We start from the raw sequence: 19,974 nt of genomic DNA on the forward strand, positions 1-19,974 counted from the left end.
ATAGCTATCGGGATGTATTAAAACAAATGGAATGCCTTTAACCACAAAGGAAAGCTATGTTTCTATGTTTAAAAAAAATAAGTCCAGTTAAAACTGAACACTAAAAACTGCGACTGAACACTAAAAACGAACCACTTTAACTAAACTATATTATGAAAACAACAGAAGACAGAATTCAGGAATTGATTAACGATTGGATTACAAACCCGAGATGGAAAGGTGTTGAGCGTCCTTACACCGCAAGCGAAGTAGTAACGCTTCAAGGGTCTTATAAAATTGAGCATTCTATTGCGAAAATGGGTGCAGAAAAATTATGGAGAAAGTTAAAAAGTCAGGATTATGTTGCGGGTTTGGGGGCGTTGACTGGAAATCAGGCAATTCAGGAAGTCGATGCGGGTTTAGAAGCGATTTATCTAAGCGGATGGCAGGTTGCTGCTGATGCAAATCTGGCGGGCGAAATGTATCCTGACCAATCACTTTACCCGGTAAATAGCGTTCCGATGGTGGTTAAAAAAATCAACAATGCGTTGTTGCGTGCCGATCAGATTCAGATTGTAAACAATATTGAAGATAAAAAAGATTATTTGGTTCCGATTGTAGCTGATGCCGAAGCAGGTTTTGGGGGAAACCTGAACGCTTTCGAATTAATGAAATCGATGATTGAAGCGGGAGCTTCTGGAGTTCATTTTGAAGATCAGCTCAGTTCTGCTAAAAAGTGCGGACACTTGGGCGGAAAGGTTTTGGTGCCAACTCAGGAAGCGATCAACAAATTAATTGCAGCGCGTCTGGCATCAGATGTTATGGGTGTTTCAACTTTAATTGTGGCAAGAACAGATGCTGATGCCGCTAATTTATTAACGAGCGACGCAGATCCAAGAGACAGAAAGTTTTTAACGGGCGAGAAAACGCCTGAAGGTTTCTTTTATGTAAATAACGGAATCGATCAAGGAATTGCAAGAGGTTTGAGTTACGCACCTTACGCCGATTTGATCTGGATGGAAACTAGTAATCCAGATTTAGATTATGCTAGAAAATTTGCAAAAGCAATGAAAAAAGAATTCCCAGATAAAATGCTGGCTTACAATTGTTCACCGTCTTTCAATTGGGCAGCAAAATTATCAGTAGCCGAAATGGAAACATTCAGAGAGGATTTGGCTGCAATGGGATATAGTTTTCAGTTCATTACTTTGGCAGGATTCCATGCTTTAAATACGAGTATGTTTGAATTGTCTAAAGCGTACAAAGAGCGCGGAATGGCAGGATATTCTGAATTGCAGGAAAGAGAATTCGCTTTACAAAAAAACGGATTCAGAGCAGTAAAACATCAAGCTTTTGTGGGAACTTCTTATTTCGACGCCGTTCAGAACACGGTAATGTTAGGAAAATCAGCAATAACCGCAATGGAACATTCTACTGAGGTTGAGCAATTTTAATTCAAAAGAAAAGCCAGTTCATTGAACTGGCTTTTTTATAGCCACAGATTTCACAGATTAGAAGGATTAAAAAAATGTTGCCACGAATTACACAAATTTTCACGAATTTCATTTCAATTTAATTTGTGAAAATTTGTGTAATTCGTGGCGAAAAAAAAATCCTTTTAATCTGTGAAATCTGTGGCTAAAAAAAACTATTTCTTCAAAAGGCGAGCTTTCATTTTGCTGAAGAATTCTGGTGTTACGCCAATGAAAGAAGCGATTTGTTTTTGAGGAACTTTGTGTACCAATGTTCCGTATTTTTTTGTGAATTTTTCAAACCGTTCTTCCGCAGGCAAGCTTAAATTGTCCATTAATCGCTGTTGATTCGCAACTAATGAATTCTCAATTAAAATTCTGAAAAAACGTTCTAGTTTCGGAATTTCAAGATACAATTGTTCCTGATTTTCTTTAGACAAAGAAACGACTTCTGCTTCTTCCAAAACTTCAATAAAAAGTTGTCCTGGTTTCTGTGAAAAAAAGCTGTACATGTCGCTCATCCACCAGCCTTCGCAGGCAAACGATAAAACATGTTCAACAATATTATCGTTGATATTGAAACTTCTTAAAATACCTGAATTTACAAAATACGAATGTTTGCAGACTTCGCCAGCGTTTAATAACAGCGTTTTGGCTTTGTAAGTGTTCGTTTCTAGTTTAGATAAAAAAAGCGCCTGTTCTTCTGGTGTCAGAGAAACGTGTTTGGCAATGTTTTCGAGAATTAATGCCATTATTTTTTATCGTCGATTAAAGTAAATGAAGTTGCTTTAAATCTATCTCCTTTGATTTCTCCCGTAACTAATGCTTTACTGATTGCATTGCAAAAACCTTTTTCAGCGTGAGCATCTCCGTGATCGTGAATCGTAGTTCCGTCAACGAAATAGCTTTTTCCGTCAATGCGAACGGCTAAATCACAGCTTTTACCTTTCATTCCGAATTGACATTCTCCGCAAGAAGCTTCAACGATTGTTGGTTTGTCAAATTTCTTTTTGTCTTGCGCTTGCGCTGAAATTCCAATAAATAGGAAAATCATAAATATGAGTTTTTTCATTTTCTAAGAGTTTACAGTTATTAATTTTGCCGTTTCTTTGGCACGCTCTGTTACTTCGTTAATTGGAGTTGAAAGTGTATCGTGGCTTAAAACAACACCCATTCTGCGGTAAGGTCTTGAAGTTGGTTTGCCGAAAATCCTGAAATCGGTTTTGGGTAAAGCGGCTACTTTTTCGATTCCGCTAAAAGTTGGATTGGCAGAATCTTCGGATGCTAAAATTACAGCACTTGCTCCAGCTTTTTCCAAAGTAATTTCGAAAATCGGAAGACTTAAAATCGCTCTCAAATGCAATTCAAATTCGTTAAAATTCTGCGTTCCTGCCAGAGTTACCATTCCAGTATCATGCGGGCGAGGAGAAAGCTCAGAGAAATAAACGCCTTCATTGGTCAGGAAAAACTCTACACCAAAAAGTCCGGCACCGCCAAGCGCTTCCGTAATTTTTTCGGCCATATCCTGAGCTTCATATAAATCCTTTTCTGATACCAAAGCCGGTTGCCAGCTTTCCTGATAATCACCTCTTTCTTGTCTGTGACCAATTGGAGCGCAAAACAAAGTTGGGTTGTTATTTTGAGTAATCGTTAAAAGTGTAATTTCTGAATGGAAATCTACAAAAGCTTCTACAATAACTTCGATAACATCACCACGAGAACCTGCAACAGCATATTGCCATGCTTTTTCGATATCGCTTTCTGTTTTGATTGTAGATTGTCCTTTTCCTGAAGATGACATTAAAGGTTTTACCACGCAAGGAATTCCAACTTTTTGAACGGCTTTTTGCAGTTCTTCTGCAGATGTTGCGTATTGATATTTTGCTGTTCGTAACCCCAATTCTTTTGCTGCTAAATCGCGAATGGCTTTACGATTCATGGTAAAGTTTGCCGCTTTTGCTGAAGGAACAACAGTGATGCCTTGTTTTTCGTAATCGTAAAAACGCTCGGTACGAATAGCTTCTATTTCTGGAACGATAAAATCGGGTTGGTGTTTGGCTACGATTCGGTCCAGCGCTTCGCCGTCGAGCATGTTGATGACTTCAAAGCCGTGAGCAACCTGCATTGCCGGTGCATTTTCGTAACTATCAACTGCAATTATGGTTTGTCCGATTCGTTGTGCGGCAATGACAAATTCTTTGCCTAATTCGCCTGAACCTAGGAGTAATATTTTCATTTTGGAGTAGTGTATTGTTTGAGTAGTAAAAGTAGGGAAAAATGTTTTTAACCACAAAGCCTATTCGCATGGATTGGTGTAGAGACGCACCGCAGTGCGTCTAGGTAATCTAGGTTTAACCGCAAAGTTCGCAAAGGATTTACGCAAAGCTCGCTAAGTTTTTGTTTTTATAAGTTGAGATGAGGTTCGCAAAGGTTTTACGCAGATTTTGCAGATTTATTTTTTGTATGAGATTTTAATTTTAAGACAAAGTAACCACACAGTTTGTCATTTCGACGTAAGGAGAAATCTCCACAAGGGGCTCCACTCCAATAAGCCAATCTTACGTCGAAATGACAAGATTGTGAGAAGTAAAAGTTAAATTATAAACGTAAAAGTCCTTATGAGTACGTTTGCGTGAGGGATAGAAGTGGAAAGCCCACAGCCTGACGAAGGAAGTGCGAGGACTTGGAACGGATAGCCCGACCCGGAGGGGCACGCCCAAATTTATATGTTTTTATTTATGAATAGTGTCTGCAGATATCTGTAGAAAATTCAGGTTAAATTAATTCAGGAATTTTGATGTAGGCATTAGTATATTTCTATATTTGCCCGCAAAACAAATAATAATCATAAGATGAGAATAAAATTTATTTTAATAATGAGTGCATTATGCATTACATCGTTTGTTCATTCACAATCGGCAGGACTTACATTTAATTTCGGAATGGGGGAACAAAAAGCTAATGCTGTTATTTTTAAAAAAGACAAACAAAAAGTTAGTGGAATAGTTAATTTTCCTGGGTTTGCCGATAAAAAAGTAAAAATTAAAGTTGGCGAGGAAAATGAAAAATATGCTAGCAGTGATCTTGATTCAATTCAGATTTTTGACGACAATAAAAAATTGTCTTATACTTTTGTAAGAACAAAAACAAAGATCTATAAAAAGAAAGGGACAGAATTTAAGGTTATTGATGAAAACTGGATCTGTAAAATTATTACAGGTAAAGCTTCTCTGTATTTAGGTGGTGAAGAATACGGAATAAAAGAAGTGAAGGTTGAGGATGAAAAAACGAAAGAAAAGGTTAAAGTAAAGAAAATGCAGGTGGTTTCTAAAGAAATAAATCATTATTTAAAAAGAGGTAATGAAGATTATCCTGTATTGGTATCTGTGAGTTCAAACGCCCTTTCTTCCGGCTACAACGCTTTTTTTAAAGAGTATGGGGTTTATTATTTTAGCGACAATGCAGAAATCGCTAAAAAAATTGAAGACAAGGAGTATAAATATGATGATATAGAGAAGGTTGTAGATTTGTATAATGCAAAAAGAGAGAAAAAGGCAGAATCAAAATCAGCATTAAAGGCAACCAAAATAAAGATTACGCCACCTGATTCTAAAACGAAAACAACGAAAAATAAATAAACAAAAAAGCGATACTTAATTAGGTATCGCTTTTTTTATATTAATGAAAATGATCTTCTTCAATTTCAAATTCGGCATCTTTTTCCCAGATTTCCATTTCGCAGGGCTTGCAGTTGAATTTTAGTTTGTATTCCAACTCACCTTGTTTTAAAACCAAAGGTTCTTTTACTTTAACACCAACGATGTCTTTCTGGTGTATTGGGCATTTTTTTAACTCGTATTTGATGCAATATTTGGTTGTCATTACACGAGATTTTCCTGGATCCCATTGTAATTCGAATGCTTTTTCGATTTCGGTAACACCGTGGCGTTCGTAGAATTTACGAGCGGTTTTGTTCGAAACATTGTACATGAAATCCAATTTGGTTTCTGGATACGGATGTGACGTTTTTACCAATTGGTGCTCTTCGCGCACGTAATTTGCCAAACGAATTTCTGATAATTGATCGAAAACATTTCTTCTCATTTCGTTGATTTTTGAAATAGGAAGGAACCAGTTTTGAGAGAACATTACATTGATTTCATCGGCGCTGTAAGGTGTAAAACCTGTTTTTGCCAATTGAACTTTAATGTTTTCTTCGATCGATTCACCAGTTTTAGTTTGTTCTTTAGGATGCTCTAATTTTACTGTACTTATGTTTCCATCTTCGTCGGTAGCGATTAATTCAAAACCGTTTTCGTTTTCTGTAAGCAATAAAGTAGTTCCGATTTTACGGATTGCACTGTCTTCTCTTTCAACAATTTTGATGAAAGCAGCGTCGTTGTTTCTGTAGATGAAAGTCCCGTCTTTGATTTCTTTTAAAACGTTTGGATATACTTTTCCGTTTTCGGCTTTGTTTACGTAGATTCCGTCAGCTTCATTATTTTCGTTGATGAAACAAAGTCCGTCACCGTTATTTAATAATTCGCCGTTTTCGATTTCGTATGCGTTTCCAACAGTTCGAATTAATTTACCAATATATTGTCCTTTTGATTTTGGGCTTTCCCAAGAACCAATAGAACTGTGTCTTTCGTTTACGAAATAATCGGTATAACCACGATTGAAGGTTCTGCTTAAAGTAGAATCAAAAGTATACGTGCATTTTCCTGAAGAGGCTTTAATGTATTTATCACTTCCTTCTAAATAGCTGTCTAGTTTTTGACGTAAATAAGATACGTTATTTTTAACATAAGCAACGTCTTTTAATCTTCCTTCGATTTTGAAAGAAACGATTCCAGCTTCAATCAAATTCGGAATCTGATCTGAAACATCTAAATCTTTTATAGAAAGCAAGTGACTGTTTCGGATTAAAGTATCTCCGTTTCCGTCGATTAGGTTATAAGGTAAACGGCAGTTTTGCGCGCATGAACCACGGTTAGCGCTTCGTTCTCCGTTGGCCACACTCATATAACAGTTTCCGCTAAAAGAAACACATAAAGCTCCGGTTACGAAAAACTCTAGTTCAACATCAGCTTCGTCGTATATTGTTTTAATTTGATGCAAGTTTAATTCACGTGCTAAAACGACACGTTTGATTCCAGCATCTTTAAGGAATTTAATTTTATCTGCATCACGATTATTGGCTTGTGTACTGGCGTGAAGCACAATAGGAGGTAAGTCCATTTCCATAATCGCCATATCTTGAATGATCAGGGCGTCGACACCAATATCGTACAATTCCCAGATCATGGCACGACAAGTTTCTAATTCGTTATCGTACAAAATGGTATTCATAACCACAAAAACCTGTGCGTTAAATAAGTGCGCGTATTTTACCAATTCGGCAACATCTTCAATTGAGTTGTTGGCATTAGAGCGTGCTCCAAATTGTGGCGCGCCAATATATACAGCATCTGCACCACTATTAATGGCAGCGATTCCTCCAATTAAATCTCTAGCAGGAGCTAATATTTCGATTTTCTTCTTCATTTCTAAAACTTTAGACTTTTGTGGTATTCCCGAAAAAAAGTGTGCAAAGGTCTAATAAATTATTCGAGTTTGCTAGTGATGAAGCGATTTTTTTGAAATTGTTAACGCAATATGGAATGAATCGGTTTAATTTTTTAATACTGAATTAATCTGTTTATTCAATGTTATGTATATAAAACAAAAAAACCGCCCAATCCGAAGACTGAGCAGTTTTCAAAAAAAAAGCATGAATCGTTTAGCTTGCTCTCATTTTAATTTGCGATAAAGTATTTTGGATACTATTTAATTGTTTAGAAACAATATAGATCTGATCGTGTTCTAAATGATTTTCTTCTAGTGCTTTTTTGTATTTTTCAACAGCAGCTTCTTCACCTATAATACAAGCGTTTATAATGGATTCTGTGTCGCCGCCAGTAAATGCCGATTTAATATCAATCCAAGCTCGGTGAAGTGCGCCAAGTGGTCCTCCGCCAGAGTTGTCTGTAGATTTTCCTAATTTGTTGATTTGGTCTTGTAATTCTACAATAAACAATGCTCTTTCGCGGGCGTATTCAAGAAAATCGGTTTTTATTGCTGTATTTTCTACATGTTCTGCAGCATCTGTATATCCTAGTTTTCCGTCTTCAAGAATTGAAATCAATCCTTCTAAAGTTTTAACTGCTTCTTGTGTGGTTTCATCTGTATGTATCATGACTAATAGTTTTTAAATTAATACATTACAAAGATGGGGACTTCTAGAATGGAATGTTTTACAGGATTACATTTGGGGTTTTATAATATTGTGGAATGGGAATTTTGAAAGTGCTAATTTGTTTCTCTCGCAGATTCAGCAGATTTTTTATTTTGAAAATGAATTTTCTCGTTTTCCGTTTTGCGTGAGGGATAGCAGTGGAAAGCCCACAGCCTGACGAAGGAAGTGCGAGGACTTGTAACGGATAGCCCGATTCGCCGCGGCGAAACACGCCCAAAAATTATAGAAATTTACTTTCTGTAACCTATAATCAATTGATGCCGTCAAAGCTTTATCAATCAAACTCAAATAATCGCAAAATGAAAACATTCTTAAAATCGTTTATAGTTTTATTTATAATGGCTTTTTCAGGTTTATCGGCTCAAAATCTGGAAACTAAAATAGATAGCTTAATTACTTCAAAGTTTAAACCCGAAAATCCTGGAGCTGTTTTTCTTGCAGTTAAAAATGGAAAAGTGATTTATAGAAAAGCTTTTGGAATGGCTGATTTGGAAATGAATGTTAAAATGAAGCCTGAATTTGTTTTTGAAATTGGTTCGATGACCAAACAATTTACGGCTGTTTCTATTTTGATGCTTGCTGAACAGGGAAAACTGAAGCTTGATGATGAAATTACGAAGTTTATTTCAGATTATCCAACAAATGGAAATAGGATCACATTGCATCATTTGCTGACTCATACTTCGGGAATTAAGGATTTTACGAGTATGAAATCGATTAAAGATATTGCCAGACGAGATTTGACACCTAAAGAATTAGTAGATTTTTTTAAGAATGAACCGATAGATTTTAAACCTGGCGAGCAATATAAATACTGCAATTCAGGATATGTGCTTTTAGGCTATATTATTGAAATGGTGTCTGGGCAGACTTATGAGGAATTTATAACTCAAAATATTTTTAAGAAAATCGGAATGCAAAACAGTTATTATGCAAGCCATGATAAGATTATAAAAAACAGGGTTTCTGGTTATCGTGACAGGAATGGATATGTAAATACAAATTATATTAGTTTTTCTATTCCGTATGCTTCGGGTTCGATCATGTCAACCGTAGATGATTTGCTGAAATGGCAAAATGCGATAAACGCTAATATAGTATTAAGTCCTGTTTACACGGAAAAAGCTTTTACGAATTATAAATTAAATAACGGAACACATATAGATTATGGATATGGCTGGCATTTAGAAAAGGTGAAAAACAAAACAATCCGCGAGCACGGAGGAAGTATTTTTGGTTTTAAATCTATGGGAGTTTATGAGCCAATTGAACAAATTTATGTGGTAGGTTTGAGTAATTGCGAATGTAATTCTCCAACGACTATTACAAAAGATATTGCCACTCTTTTGATTGATTAGAGAAAGTTGATTTTGAACAATCTTTGTCGAATAAGCACATAAAAAAAACAGCTTAAAGTATAAAAGTGATGAAACTTTTGAACCTTAAGCCGTTTTTAATAAAACTTAGAATATGGTTATGCAGTCAAAGCTTCTTTGATTCTGCGTAATGCTTCTTTTAAAATGTCGTTGCTTGTTGCATAAGAGAAACGAATACAGTTTGGATTTCCGAAAGCGTCTCCCGTTACTGTTGCTACGTTTGCCTCAGCTAAAAGATACATCGAAACGTCGTTTGCATCTTTGATTTCAGTTCCTTTTAATGTTTTTCCGAAGAAAGAAGAAACGTCTGGGAATACATAAAATGCTCCTTCTGGAACGTTGATTTTTACTCCTGGAATTTCTTTTAATAATCCAACTACTAAATCTCTACGTCCGTGGAAAGCTTGAACCATTTCGTTTAATACGCTTGGGTCAGCATCTACAGCTGTAATAGTAGCTCTTTGCGCTACAGAATTTGCACCAGAAGTTACTTGTCCTTGAATTTTTGTACAAGCTTTTGCGATAAATTCAGGAGCTCCGATGTACCCAATTCTGTATCCTGTCATTGCAAATGCTTTTGCAACTCCGTTTACAGTAATTGTTTTTTCGAACATTCCCGGAATTGAACCGATACTGCAGAAAGTTCCTGAGAAATTGATATGCTCATAGATTTCATCTGCAACTACGTAAATATTTGGGTGTTTTTCTAAAACTTTTGCCAATGCTGTTAATTCTTCTCTGCTGTAAACAGATCCAGAAGGATTACATGGAGAAGAAAACCACATCATTTTTGTTTTTGGTGTGATTGCAGCTTCTAATTGCTCTGGTGTAATTTTGAAATCAGTGTCTACTGATGTTGGAACTTCAACAGGAACTCCTCCAGAAAGTTTTACGATTTCGAAATAAGAAACCCAGTATGGAGCTGGTAAAATAACTTCGTCTCCATCGTTTAACATTACTTGTGCAATGTTGTATAAAGATTGTTTTGCTCCTGTAGAAACTACGATTTGTGATGGTTTATAATCTAAATTGTTGTCTCTTTTGAATTTTCTGCAAATTGCCTCTCTCAATTCAAGGTAACCTTCTACTGGAGAATAAGTGCTATAATTTTCGTTTACTGCTTTTATTACTGCTTCTTTAATAAAGTCTGGCGTATTGAAATCTGGCTCACCTAAACTTAAGCTGATAATGTCTTTTCCTTGTGCTTTTAATTCTCTTGCCAAAGCGGCCATTGCTAATGTCTGCGAAGTTGCAAGATTGTTGATTCTGTCCGAAAGAATATGATTCATTATAAAAATTTTGAATGTCCTTAATTTGCTGCGCCTATTAAGGAAGGTTAATTATTAATAGATTTTTTTTAGTTTAAACAGATAATTCAGGTTTCATTCCTAAGTCACGTAAATGTTTGAAGTGGGCTACAATAGCGCTTCCCATTGTTTTGTATTCGTAATAGGGTAAATTACATTCTTTTGCAGTTTCCTTCACGATTTTTGCAATTTTACCATAGTGAATGTGACTGATATTTGGGAAAATATGATGTTCGATTTGATGATTTAATCCGCCTGTATACCAGTTTACGATTGCATTTTTTGGTGCAAAATTAGTAGTGGTGTATAATTGGTGAACAGCCCATGTGTTGTCCATTTCTCCCAATTCATTTGGAGAAGGATTTGTAGTATGATCTACAACGTGTGCTAACTGAAATACAATACTTAAAATTAATCCCGCAGTATAATGCATTACGAAAAATCCAAGAAGTACTTTCCACCACGTAATTCCAATTACCATTGGTAAAACAATCCAAATAGAGATATAAATAACTTTAGTAATAATAAGAGTTGTCCAAAGAATTTTTGGGCTTTTTGGTTCACCGTACGATAATTTTCTTTTAAGATAATTTCTCATCTGTTTAAAATCGGTAGTGATGGCCCAATTAAAAGTTAGTAAACCATATAAGAAAACAGAGTAATAATGCTGGAAACGGTGAAAACTATGCCATTCTGCATGTTCTGTAAAACGGATAATTCTTCCTGCATCCAGATCTTCGTCGTGACCAGGAATATTGGTGTAAGTATGATGCAATACATTGTGCTGCACCTGCCAGTTGTAAACATTTCCGGCAAGAACATAAATTGTTCCTCCCATAAATTTATTAATCCAGCTTTTAGTCGAATAAGAACCGTGATTACCATCGTGCATAACGTTCATTCCAACACCAGCCATTCCAATACCAATTACGATAGATAAAAGTAGCATTACCCAAAACGGCATGTCAAGTGTAAGAATTAAAAAGTATGGAGTTAAAAAAACTGCAAATAGAATAACGGCTTTTAAGTGTAATTTCCAGTTTCCGGTTTTTTTGATATTATTTTCTTTGAAGTAATTGTTTACCCGCGAGTTAAGCGTTCTGAAGAACTTCAAATTGTCTTGCCTTGCAAAAGTTGGAGCCGTGTTATTCATAATTGTTTTAAATAGGTTTCAAAGGTAATTATTATAAATTCTCAATTTGCAAAATTGAGTTAAATATTTCAATCGTAAAGTAGTACTTTTGTTAAAAATTTACAGCAATGGATGAGATATTGAAATATTTTCCCAATTTGACCGATCTTCAAATCGAACAGTTTCAAAAATTAGACTTATTATATCACGATTGGAATGAAAAAATCAATGTTATTTCGCGCAAAGACATTGATTCGTTATACACAAAACATATTTTGCATTCGTTAGGAATTGCTAAGATTATGAAATTTGAGCCTGGAGCGACAGTTCTAGATGTGGGAACGGGAGGTGGTTTTCCAGGTATTCCATTAGCGATTCTTTTTCCTGAAACTCGTTTTTATTTGATTGATGTGATTGCAAAAAAAATAAAAGTAGTGCAAGGAGTTGTAGATGCGTTAGAATTAAAGAACGTGAAAGCGGAACAAAAGCGTGCCGAATTGGTAAAAGGTGATTTCGATTTTATTGTTAGCCGTGCGGTAACCAATATGCCAGATTTTGTTTCTTGGATAAAAGATAAAATCAAAAAGCAACACAAGCACAAATTAAAAAATGGAATTTTATATTTAAAGGGTGGAGATTTAGCCGAAGAATTAAAAGATTTTCCGAACGCGACTTTGTATGACTTAGCCGAAATATTCGAGGATGAATTTTTTGAAACAAAAAAAGTGGTTCATCTTCCTTTAAAATTTAAGCCTTAATTTGATATAAAAAACCGGAAAGAATTTCTTTCCGGTTTTTGAATTAATAGGCCTAACTAAGATGCTTTTTTAGAAAAATCTAAGAAAGGATTTGCTTTTATATTTAAATTATCAATGAAATTATGAATTGAGTTTTCAGAAGCTTCAATGGTGTATTGGAATTCTGAATCAAAGAAAAACTCTCTAGAAATTATAGGTTCGTTTGAAGAATCGTAAACAGCTTCATCGCTTTGATCTAATTCATCGTTTTTGTATGGATTAGGATGAGAGTGAATTAAATTTATAATGGACTGACTAAACCACTTGTCAAATTTTTTCTTTTTAGGAGTAATATGACGTGCAAGAAGAATCAGGCCAATAAGTTCGCTTTGTAAAAAGTAAGAACCTTTTCTGTATCTCACATCAATCATTCTAACATTCATTAAAGCAATCCATAATGCGCCATTTACTGAACCTGAAGCAGATATTTCAAAATCTGTATCAAATAATAAAGGGTTTGTTTGTTCGCGATTATTAATGGAACACCAAAGTGCTTCAATACGTTTCTGTGTATCGGTTGTTGCTTGAGTGTACCCTGTAAAACGCCAATAAATCCATTCTAGCAATGCAGCAGTTAAACCAATTGATCCCTTGTGATTAATTTGCATTAGAGTGTCTTCAAGGTTAATATTTTCTTCTGAAGGATCTAAAAGTTCGTTTATTTTCCTTTTTGTCCATTTGTAATCTATTGGATGTCCAATACTTTTTGATTCCATAATAATCTTAGGAACATTGTTTAGATTTCTCATTCTTATATTGTTTATTGTATTAAATCTTTTAATATCATTTAAGATTGAGGCAAATTTATAAGGATGATTTTTTTTTGACTGGAACAAAAAGCTTTTAAAGTATTAAAATAAGGCATTTAAATTCTTTAAAGTGTTGATTTACAAATAAATAAGAAAAGTATTACAAAAAAATATTTGTCAAATTATTTTAATGTAGGAAATGATATATTTATGATAAAGGAATTGGCGATTTATTTGCGGGAAAAGTAAATGCTTAGATTCTTTAATTAAAAAATAAAGGCTTAAACTTCAAAATGAAGTTTAAGCCTTTATATAATTCTATAATTTGAATTCTATAATCAGATTAACCTAAGAATGGATATCTGTAATCTTCTGGAGTTACAAAAGTTTCTTTGATAGTTCTTGGAGAAGCCCAACGCAATAAGTTCAATGCAGAACCTGCTTTATCGTTAGTTCCAGAAGCTCTTGCTCCACCAAATGGCTGCATACCTACAACAGCTCCAGTTGGTTTGTCATTAATATAGAAGTTACCAGCTGAGTTTTGTAATTTAGTAGTTGCTACTTCAATTGCATAACGATCTTGGCTGAAAACAGCTCCAGTTAAAGCATACTCAGAAGTAGTATCTACTAATTCAAGAGTTTCTTCCCATTTAGCATCTTCGTAAACATAAATCGTGATAACTGGTCCAAACAACTCAGTTTCCATTGTAGTATATTTAGGATTTGTAGTTACAATAACTGTTGGCTCAATAAAGTATCCTACAGATTTATCGTAATTTCCTCCAACGATAATTTCAGCGTCAGCATCTTTTTTTGCTTGGTCAATATAGCTAGCTAATTTGTCAAAAGAACCTTCGTGAATAACTGCTGTAATGAAGTTTCCAAAATCTTCTGGAGAACCCATTTTCATAGATTTCACATCAGTAATTAATTGCTCTTTTACGGCTGGCCATAAACTTTGCGGAACATAAGCTCTAGAAGCTGCAGAACATTTTTGTCCTTGGAATTCGAAAGCTCCACGAGTAATTCCTGTAGCTACTTGTTTTACGTTTGCACTTGGGTGAGCAATGATAAAATCTTTACCTCCAGTTTCACCAACGATTCTTGGATACGTTTTGTAATTGTTGATGTTTGCACCAATTTTAGCCCAAATATCTTTAAATACATGAGTTGATCCTGTAAAGTGTACTCCAGCAAAATCACGGCTAGCTAAAACAGTATCTGTAATCATTAAAGCATCTCCGAAAACTACATTGATAACTCCGTCTGGAACTCCAGCTTCTTTGAAAACATCGATGATAACTTTTGCAGAGAATACTTGGCTATCACTTGGTTTCCAAACCACAACGTTCCCCATCATAGCAGCACTTGCAGGAAGATTTGCAGCGATAGCAGTAAAGTTAAAAGGAGTAATAGCGTAAACAAAACCTTCTAATGGTCTGTATTCTACACGGTTCCAAACAGTAGAGTCTGATTTTGGCTGATCGTTGTAGATTTGAGTCATAAACTCAACATTATAACGTAAAAAGTCGATTAATTCGCAAGATGCATCAATTTCTGCTTGGTGAATATTTTTAGATTGACCAATCATTGTAGCAGCGTTAATACGAGCTCTGTATGGTCCTGCGATAAGTTCTGCAGCTTTTAAGAAAATAGCAGCACGTTGTTCCCATGCCATGTTAGCCCATGCTTTTCTTGCTTCAAGTGCATTAGCAATTGCTTTTTCAATATGTTGTTTTTCAGCTAAATGGTATTTCCCAACAACGTGTTTGTGGTCGTGAGGAGCTGTAATGTTTCTTGTATTTCCAGTTCTAATTTCTTCGTTTCCAATATATAAAGGAACGTCAATTTGAGAATTCCACATTGTGGTATAAGCAGCCTGAACAGCAGCTTTTTCTGGTGAGTTTGGTGCGTAGCTCTTTACAGGCTCGTTTACCGCTTTTGGTACATGAAAAAATCCTTTAAGCATGTTATTTAAAATTTGTGAATTAGACAATTTAAAGTTAGACGATTTGTTTTGTTACGAATAATCTAACGCTGCACAAAAGTACAAAGGATAAATTAATAAATTGACAATTTTATGATTAAGATAACGATAAAAGCAATAGTTGTAAACTATATCTTAATTTAGTGCAAAAGGAGCGCACATTCTAAAAGTAGGAACAATTACTTTGAATGTTTTTGTGGTAGTAAAATTGATCATATTGAAATGACCTTTCATTGCACCGTAAGGTGATGATAATAGGCAGCCAGAGCTGTAAGTGTGATTTTCTCCAGGTTTTAGAACTGGTTTTTTACCAATTACACCTTCACCATCTACAACTTCTAAATCGTTTAGAGAATCAAAAATTTCCCAGTGGCGAGAAGTTAATTGTACCGAATCTTTACTGTGATTTTCGATGGTAACTACGTAGCTAAAAGCAAAATGAATCTTGTAGTTTTTGAAGTATGTACCTTCAAAACTAGTCAAAACAGATATTTTTATGCCTCGTGTAATTTGAGAAACCATACTAACGCCGTATATATGTGAGTGTTATAGTGGCAAAGCTACGAAAAAAAATCGTTTAAACTAAAACCTTAACATTGTTTTAATTGACTATATTGATAGAGTTTGCATTTCCCTTTCCAATTACACGCTGATAACGGTCTGTTGCTTCTTTGTAATAAACCAGTACGGTGTACTCGTTTTCAGTCTGATAAAAGTTTCCGTCAATAGCATTTTCAAAATCAACAACCCCTTTTTTGTCTGCAACGGTATACTGAAAATTAGTAAAACCTTGTTTGATCATAATCGCTTTTTCAAAAACGCCTTTATCAGTATTGTAATCCATTTTATATTCTGGCGAAAGGCTGTAATTATTGAACATTCCGGTAATATAAATGTCTTTGTTCATTCTAAAAGCGGGAGCAGAAAGAGTAAAATAAACCCAAGCATAATCGGCTTCAATATCGTTGTTAGAACCGTTGATGTTCTTAACTACAAAATTTCCGTTTACATCTTCATAATTCGTATAAAGCTGATTTCCTCTCGCGGCATTGGTGTACAAAAACGCATTGTAAATATCATTGTTCGAACCTATTTTGGCCACATTATTATTGGCTGCTCTAATGTCTTTGTTTTCAAAATACAAAAACTCATTTCCGCCCCAAAACTGGGTTTCTTTGTCGTATTTATAAACCAGCTGATTGCCAATTGTATATTGAGGAACAATGTTTTTTATTTCGGTATGAAAGTTGCCACTTTGAAGTAAAAGCACTTTTACATTTTGTAATGGAGTCTGAAAAACAATATCATTAGACAAAATGGCAAAATCAAGATTCTGCTTGTACTCAATATTACTGAGGTTGCGGCTTCTTTTTACTTGAACTCCCACTGTACAATGGTTTTCATACAAAATGAATTTTCTAGAGAAAATAACTTCTTTGTCTTCATTTAGAATTCGTAACATATAATTGCCCGAAAGCTTCAGCAACTGTGTAAACTGATTCGGAAAAGAAAGTCTGTAATGCGAATAAACCTGTAGGGTATTAAACGAATTCGAAAAATCGGTGATTCTCTGATTATCCATCCCAAGAACATAGTCTGTTTTTGGAATATTTGTTGGGAACCAGTTGTAATCGCAATGAATAACTTCAAAATAATAATTGGCTTCATTACCAAATAAATCATCAAATTGAAAGGTAAATGCAGAGCCTAATTCGAAAATAGGAGGAACATTGCTGCCATTTTGGATAAACGAAACCGTTTTAATATTATACGGTGGATCGATTTCTTTTTCTTGAGCTTTCGCTAAAGTGAAAATAAAAAGAAAAATAAAGCTTGTATATAAAAATTTTGGCATCTTAAAACATTGTAAGATTGTAAATATAACAATTTTATATAACGAAAAAGATGCCATTCTATTGGATTTAACGATTATGAACCCAAAATATATTCTAAGTTACCTTCAATCTCATCATTAATATAGCTTTCTTCTAAAAGGGAATCAGACAATAGTTTTTTGTTTTCCTGCAGTTTGATGATTTTTTCCTCAACTGTGTTTTTAGAAATAAAACGAATCACGTTTACTTTGTTCATTTGTCCAATTCTATGCGCACGTCCAACGCCTTGTTTTTCTGCAAAAGGATTCCACCAAGGATCCAAGAATAATACATAAGAAGCTTTGGTGATATTCAAGCCGACTCCACCAGCTTTTAGCGAAATAAAGAATAACAACGGGTTTTCTTTTTCCTGAAATAATTTTACTTGCTGTTCTCTTTTATCGGCAGGCGTTTCACCTGTAATTTCGCAAAAATCAATTTTGTTTTCTTTACACCAATCAGTATAAAAACTTAAATTGGTAACAAACGAACTGAAAATAATCGCTTTCTGTTTTCCTTTTACTAAACTTTCCAAATAATTGGTAACCGCAATATATTTCCCAGAATCAATTTCAGAATCTGCATCGACCATTTTTGGGTGATTACTCAACTGGCGTAATTTCATCAAAGTATTGATAATGCTAATTTTGTCTGGAGATCCGTCGGTTTTAAGAAGGAAATTACGAGCTTTAGATTTTTCTTTTTCGTATAATTTTTCCTGTTCAGGATCCATATCACAGTAATAGATCTGTTCTGTTAATTCTGGTAAATCTTTTAAAACCTGTTCTTTAGTTCGTCGCAAAATATAAGGCTGAATCAAATTTTTTAATTCTGCTAAAACTTCTTCATTCTGTTTTTTCTCAATCGGATTTTTAAAATTCTCCATAAAGAAAGCGTAGCTTCCTAAAATCTCCGGATTGATAAATTGCATTTGTGACCATAAATCGTCAAGCGAATTTTCGATCGGCGTTCCGCTCAAAGCAATTTTATGTCCTGTGCTTATTTTATTGATCGCTTTAAAAATCTTAGAATTTTTGTTTTTGATGTACTGGCTTTCGTCCAAAATCAAATAACGGAAATCGTATTTTTCTAAAATGGAAATATCTCGGTGAATGATGCTGTAACTTGTAAAAATCAAATCGGTTGAATTGATTCTGCTTGCTAAAGATTTTCGGTCATTCCCCACATATTGCATTTTCGAAAAGTGAGGCGTAAACTTTCCTGCTTCATTAAACCAGTTAAAAACCAGCGAAGAAGGTAGAACAATCAAAGCTTTAAGCGGTTCTCTTTCGATAGTGGTTTCGTTGGCAAACAAATCAAAATTGGTGGTTTTGGTTGTAAAACCTAATTGTTCTTGTACAGAAACTAAAACAGATAAAGTTTGCAACGTCTTTCCAAGTCCCATATCATCAGCCAAACACGCGCCCATATTGGAATTAAAATGTCCTAAAAGCCATTTTACGCCATCAATTTGATACGGTCTTAAAGTTGCTTTTATTAAGTCTGAAGCTGTAAATTCGGCTTGATGAATTTGATCTAAATCATTATCAATTTCTGAAATTCCGTCCAAAGCAGTAAAATTGCTTTTTCGTAAAAGTAAAACACCATTTTCTGTTTTAGCTAATTTTGCCAAAGAACCGTATTTGCTAAACCATTCTAGCGGAATCAAAAAGTAGTTTCCGTCAGGCAATGCAAAAAGTCTTTCTTTGCTTTTTATATTCGGAATAATTTCGTTGAAATTAATTTTATAATTTCCAACGGTAATAATTATTTTAATGTCAAACCAATCTCCAGTTGTTTCTTTTGAAGCAGAAATGGTATGGTTTTCTGTAATGATTTCTTTGCTTTCCAGCTTTAGATTTTCAATGGTAAAACCTAAACGTTTCAGTTCTTCTTTATGATTGATAATCAGTTGAATGTTGGTGTATGGATCTGTATTTTCAGTTTCTGAATTTAATCCAAATAATTCGTTTTTGATTTTGGTTAAACCAATTTCACTTAATTTATCGATATATAAATTTTCGTCAGGATTTCTTTTAAACTGAATTATTTTAGGTTCATTGGCAACGCTGAAATCTACAAAAGAATGTGATTTTTTAGCTTTACTTCCGTCAAATGAATAGCCGTTATAATCAAAATAAAGATTGAGATAATAACAGTTTTTGAAGAAATCATGAATAGGCTGGATTGTGCACGAAATGATTTTATCACGAAGCTCGATCTCAAAACCAGTTGCTTCAATATCTATTTTCTTTGCAATTTGCGGAATAAAACTCTTGAAATAATCATCAACTAATTTGGATGGAATTTCAATAGATTTTTTCTTTAAAAAAGGCATTAATTTTTTTGAATTAAGCTCTTTTAACTGTCCTAATTTTTTATTGATAATCAGCCAGCCTGGTTCGTCTAAAAGAATATCAACTTTGCTGTCCATTGGAGGAAAAATAGTTTCATTTTCTTTTAAAGATAGCGTATAAGTGATTCCTTCGGCATGTTTGTCAAATTGAATCTGAGGTTCAAAATCAAGAGGCTCAATGCTGATTCGAGAACGATAAAAATCTTTTTCTGGGCCAAGGTTTAAAGATAAAGGAAATTGTTCTTTTACAATTAAATCGTAAAACGAACTTAAATTGAATTTTAAATGCTGGCGAATGGCAAATTCAATTTTCGAATCTTTCTGTAAATCAGCAATTGTTTTAGCCGATTTGATTTTTGCGCCGAATTTTTTAAAAATAAATTCAGGTTTAAGAGAGTCGCAAGCGGTTAATATTCTTTTTGAATTGGAATCTAAATTGTCAAAAATGATTCCGAAACTTTCAAGCACATCTGGACTTGCTTTTTTATCTAAGTATTTGATTTCGCTAGTATTCTCAACAATGTACGCGGTTGGAATGTAGACATTCAGATTTTTTTCCAAACTGATGTCAAAACAGAACTGAAATGATTTTGTAGGTTCCAAGATTTAGGGATTTGGTTAGGCTTGTATTTGAGATTTGGGCAAAA

The 19,974-nt window shown here is 34.4% G+C and carries 16 protein-coding genes; 4 read left to right on the forward strand and 12 right to left on the reverse strand.

The window, feature by feature from the left end:
- Positions 1-152: 152 nt before the first annotated feature.
- Positions 153-1,433, forward strand: coding sequence for an isocitrate lyase (aceA, locus tag SOM12_RS06170; RefSeq protein WP_320492775.1), 1,281 nt, complete (start codon positions 153-155; stop codon positions 1,431-1,433).
- Between the two features lie 194 nt (positions 1,434-1,627).
- On the opposite strand, the gene SOM12_RS06175 is transcribed toward aceA, so the two are convergent.
- The 3 genes from SOM12_RS06175 to purT are packed head-to-tail and all read right to left on the reverse strand — an operon-like array spanning position 1,628 to position 3,687.
- Positions 1,628-2,203: a Crp/Fnr family transcriptional regulator gene (locus tag SOM12_RS06175; RefSeq protein WP_073407828.1), complete on the reverse strand. Its 576-nt coding sequence runs from the start codon at positions 2,201-2,203 to the stop codon at positions 1,628-1,630.
- Positions 2,203-2,523, reverse strand: a complete 321-nt coding sequence (locus SOM12_RS06180) for a DUF6370 family protein (protein ID WP_095928538.1) — start codon at positions 2,521-2,523, stop codon at positions 2,203-2,205. The genes SOM12_RS06175 and SOM12_RS06180 overlap by 1 nt, the downstream gene beginning before the upstream one ends.
- A gap of 3 nt (positions 2,524-2,526) precedes the next feature.
- Positions 2,527-3,687 (reverse strand): formate-dependent phosphoribosylglycinamide formyltransferase, encoded by a 1,161-nt coding sequence (gene purT, locus SOM12_RS06185; protein WP_414655670.1) that lies wholly within the window; start codon positions 3,685-3,687, stop codon positions 2,527-2,529.
- A gap of 640 nt (positions 3,688-4,327) precedes the next feature.
- Here purT and SOM12_RS06190 point away from each other — a divergent pair.
- A complete protein-coding gene (locus SOM12_RS06190; RefSeq protein WP_320492777.1) occupies positions 4,328-5,089 on the forward strand; it encodes a hypothetical protein in 762 nt (253 codons plus the stop codon).
- Between the two features lie 40 nt (positions 5,090-5,129).
- On the opposite strand, the gene SOM12_RS06195 is transcribed toward SOM12_RS06190, so the two are convergent.
- Positions 5,130-6,998, reverse strand: coding sequence for a U32 family peptidase (locus SOM12_RS06195; protein ID WP_320492778.1), 1,869 nt, complete (start codon positions 6,996-6,998; stop codon positions 5,130-5,132).
- A 235-nt stretch (positions 6,999-7,233) separates the two neighbouring features.
- Positions 7,234-7,689: a PA2169 family four-helix-bundle protein gene (locus SOM12_RS06200; protein ID WP_320492779.1), complete on the reverse strand. Its 456-nt coding sequence runs from the start codon at positions 7,687-7,689 to the stop codon at positions 7,234-7,236.
- A 359-nt stretch (positions 7,690-8,048) separates the two neighbouring features.
- On the opposite strand from SOM12_RS06200, the gene SOM12_RS06205 reads away from it, so the two are divergent.
- A complete protein-coding gene (locus SOM12_RS06205) occupies positions 8,049-9,107 on the forward strand; it encodes a serine hydrolase domain-containing protein (RefSeq protein WP_320492780.1) in 1,059 nt (352 codons plus the stop codon).
- Positions 9,108-9,223: 116 nt separating this feature from the next.
- Here the strand turns inward: SOM12_RS06205 and SOM12_RS06210 are convergent, their stop codons facing one another.
- Both SOM12_RS06210 and SOM12_RS06215 read right to left on the reverse strand, forming a co-directional pair.
- Positions 9,224-10,414, reverse strand: coding sequence for a pyridoxal phosphate-dependent aminotransferase (locus tag SOM12_RS06210; protein ID WP_095928543.1), 1,191 nt, complete (start codon positions 10,412-10,414; stop codon positions 9,224-9,226).
- 73 nt (positions 10,415-10,487) lie between these two features.
- Positions 10,488-11,585 (reverse strand): fatty acid desaturase family protein, encoded by a 1,098-nt coding sequence (locus SOM12_RS06215; protein WP_095928544.1) that lies wholly within the window; start codon positions 11,583-11,585, stop codon positions 10,488-10,490.
- Positions 11,586-11,692: 107 nt separating this feature from the next.
- Here SOM12_RS06215 and rsmG point away from each other — a divergent pair, with 107 nt between their 5' ends.
- Positions 11,693-12,322: a 16S rRNA (guanine(527)-N(7))-methyltransferase RsmG gene (gene rsmG, locus SOM12_RS06220; protein WP_095928545.1), complete on the forward strand. Its 630-nt coding sequence runs from the start codon at positions 11,693-11,695 to the stop codon at positions 12,320-12,322.
- Positions 12,323-12,378: 56 nt separating this feature from the next.
- On the opposite strand, the gene SOM12_RS06225 is transcribed toward rsmG, so the two are convergent.
- The 5 genes from SOM12_RS06225 to SOM12_RS06245 form a co-directional block, all read right to left on the reverse strand.
- Positions 12,379-13,110, reverse strand: coding sequence for a hypothetical protein (locus SOM12_RS06225; protein WP_320492781.1), 732 nt, complete (start codon positions 13,108-13,110; stop codon positions 12,379-12,381).
- Positions 13,111-13,453: 343 nt separating this feature from the next.
- Positions 13,454-15,079, reverse strand: coding sequence for an L-glutamate gamma-semialdehyde dehydrogenase (pruA, locus tag SOM12_RS06230; RefSeq protein WP_320492782.1), 1,626 nt, complete (start codon positions 15,077-15,079; stop codon positions 13,454-13,456).
- Between the two features lie 153 nt (positions 15,080-15,232).
- Positions 15,233-15,619, reverse strand: coding sequence for a Co2+/Mg2+ efflux protein ApaG (gene apaG / locus SOM12_RS06235; protein WP_008467225.1), 387 nt, complete (start codon positions 15,617-15,619; stop codon positions 15,233-15,235).
- A 79-nt stretch (positions 15,620-15,698) separates the two neighbouring features.
- The gene (locus SOM12_RS06240; RefSeq protein ID WP_320492783.1) at positions 15,699-16,952 is read right to left on the reverse strand and encodes a DUF5103 domain-containing protein; all 1,254 of its coding nucleotides are present in this window, start codon (positions 16,950-16,952) and stop codon (positions 15,699-15,701) included.
- Between the two features lie 74 nt (positions 16,953-17,026).
- Positions 17,027-19,930 carry a DEAD/DEAH box helicase gene (locus SOM12_RS06245; RefSeq protein ID WP_320492784.1) on the reverse strand — a complete coding sequence of 968 codons (2,904 nt, stop codon included), beginning with the start codon at positions 19,928-19,930 and terminating at the stop codon, positions 17,027-17,029.
- Between the last annotated feature and the right edge of the window lie 44 nt (positions 19,931-19,974).

Source organism: Flavobacterium sp. CFBP9031, assembly GCF_034044945.1.
Lineage (GTDB): Bacteria > Bacteroidota > Bacteroidia > Flavobacteriales > Flavobacteriaceae > Flavobacterium.

Coding starts and splice junctions, on each gene's coding strand:
- aceA (WP_320492775.1), top strand. CDS start 153: ATGAAAACAACAGAAGACAGAATTCAGGAATTGATTAACGATTGGATT.
- SOM12_RS06175 (WP_073407828.1), bottom strand. CDS start 2,203: ATGGCATTAATTCTCGAAAACATTGCCAAACACGTTTCTCTGACACCA.
- SOM12_RS06180 (WP_095928538.1), bottom strand. CDS start 2,523: ATGAAAAAACTCATATTTATGATTTTCCTATTTATTGGAATTTCAGCG.
- purT (WP_414655670.1), bottom strand. CDS start 3,687: ATGAAAATATTACTCCTAGGTTCAGGCGAATTAGGCAAAGAATTTGTC.
- SOM12_RS06190 (WP_320492777.1), top strand. CDS start 4,328: ATGAGTGCATTATGCATTACATCGTTTGTTCATTCACAATCGGCAGGA.
- SOM12_RS06195 (WP_320492778.1), bottom strand. CDS start 6,998: ATGAAGAAGAAAATCGAAATATTAGCTCCTGCTAGAGATTTAATTGGA.
- SOM12_RS06200 (WP_320492779.1), bottom strand. CDS start 7,689: ATGATACATACAGATGAAACCACACAAGAAGCAGTTAAAACTTTAGAA.
- SOM12_RS06205 (WP_320492780.1), top strand. CDS start 8,049: ATGAAAACATTCTTAAAATCGTTTATAGTTTTATTTATAATGGCTTTT.
- SOM12_RS06210 (WP_095928543.1), bottom strand. CDS start 10,414: ATGAATCATATTCTTTCGGACAGAATCAACAATCTTGCAACTTCGCAG.
- SOM12_RS06215 (WP_095928544.1), bottom strand. CDS start 11,585: ATGAATAACACGGCTCCAACTTTTGCAAGGCAAGACAATTTGAAGTTC.
- rsmG (WP_095928545.1), top strand. CDS start 11,693: ATGGATGAGATATTGAAATATTTTCCCAATTTGACCGATCTTCAAATC.
- SOM12_RS06225 (WP_320492781.1), bottom strand. CDS start 13,110: ATGAGAAATCTAAACAATGTTCCTAAGATTATTATGGAATCAAAAAGT.
- pruA (WP_320492782.1), bottom strand. CDS start 15,079: ATGCTTAAAGGATTTTTTCATGTACCAAAAGCGGTAAACGAGCCTGTA.
- apaG (WP_008467225.1), bottom strand. CDS start 15,619: ATGGTTTCTCAAATTACACGAGGCATAAAAATATCTGTTTTGACTAGT.
- SOM12_RS06240 (WP_320492783.1), bottom strand. CDS start 16,952: ATGCCAAAATTTTTATATACAAGCTTTATTTTTCTTTTTATTTTCACT.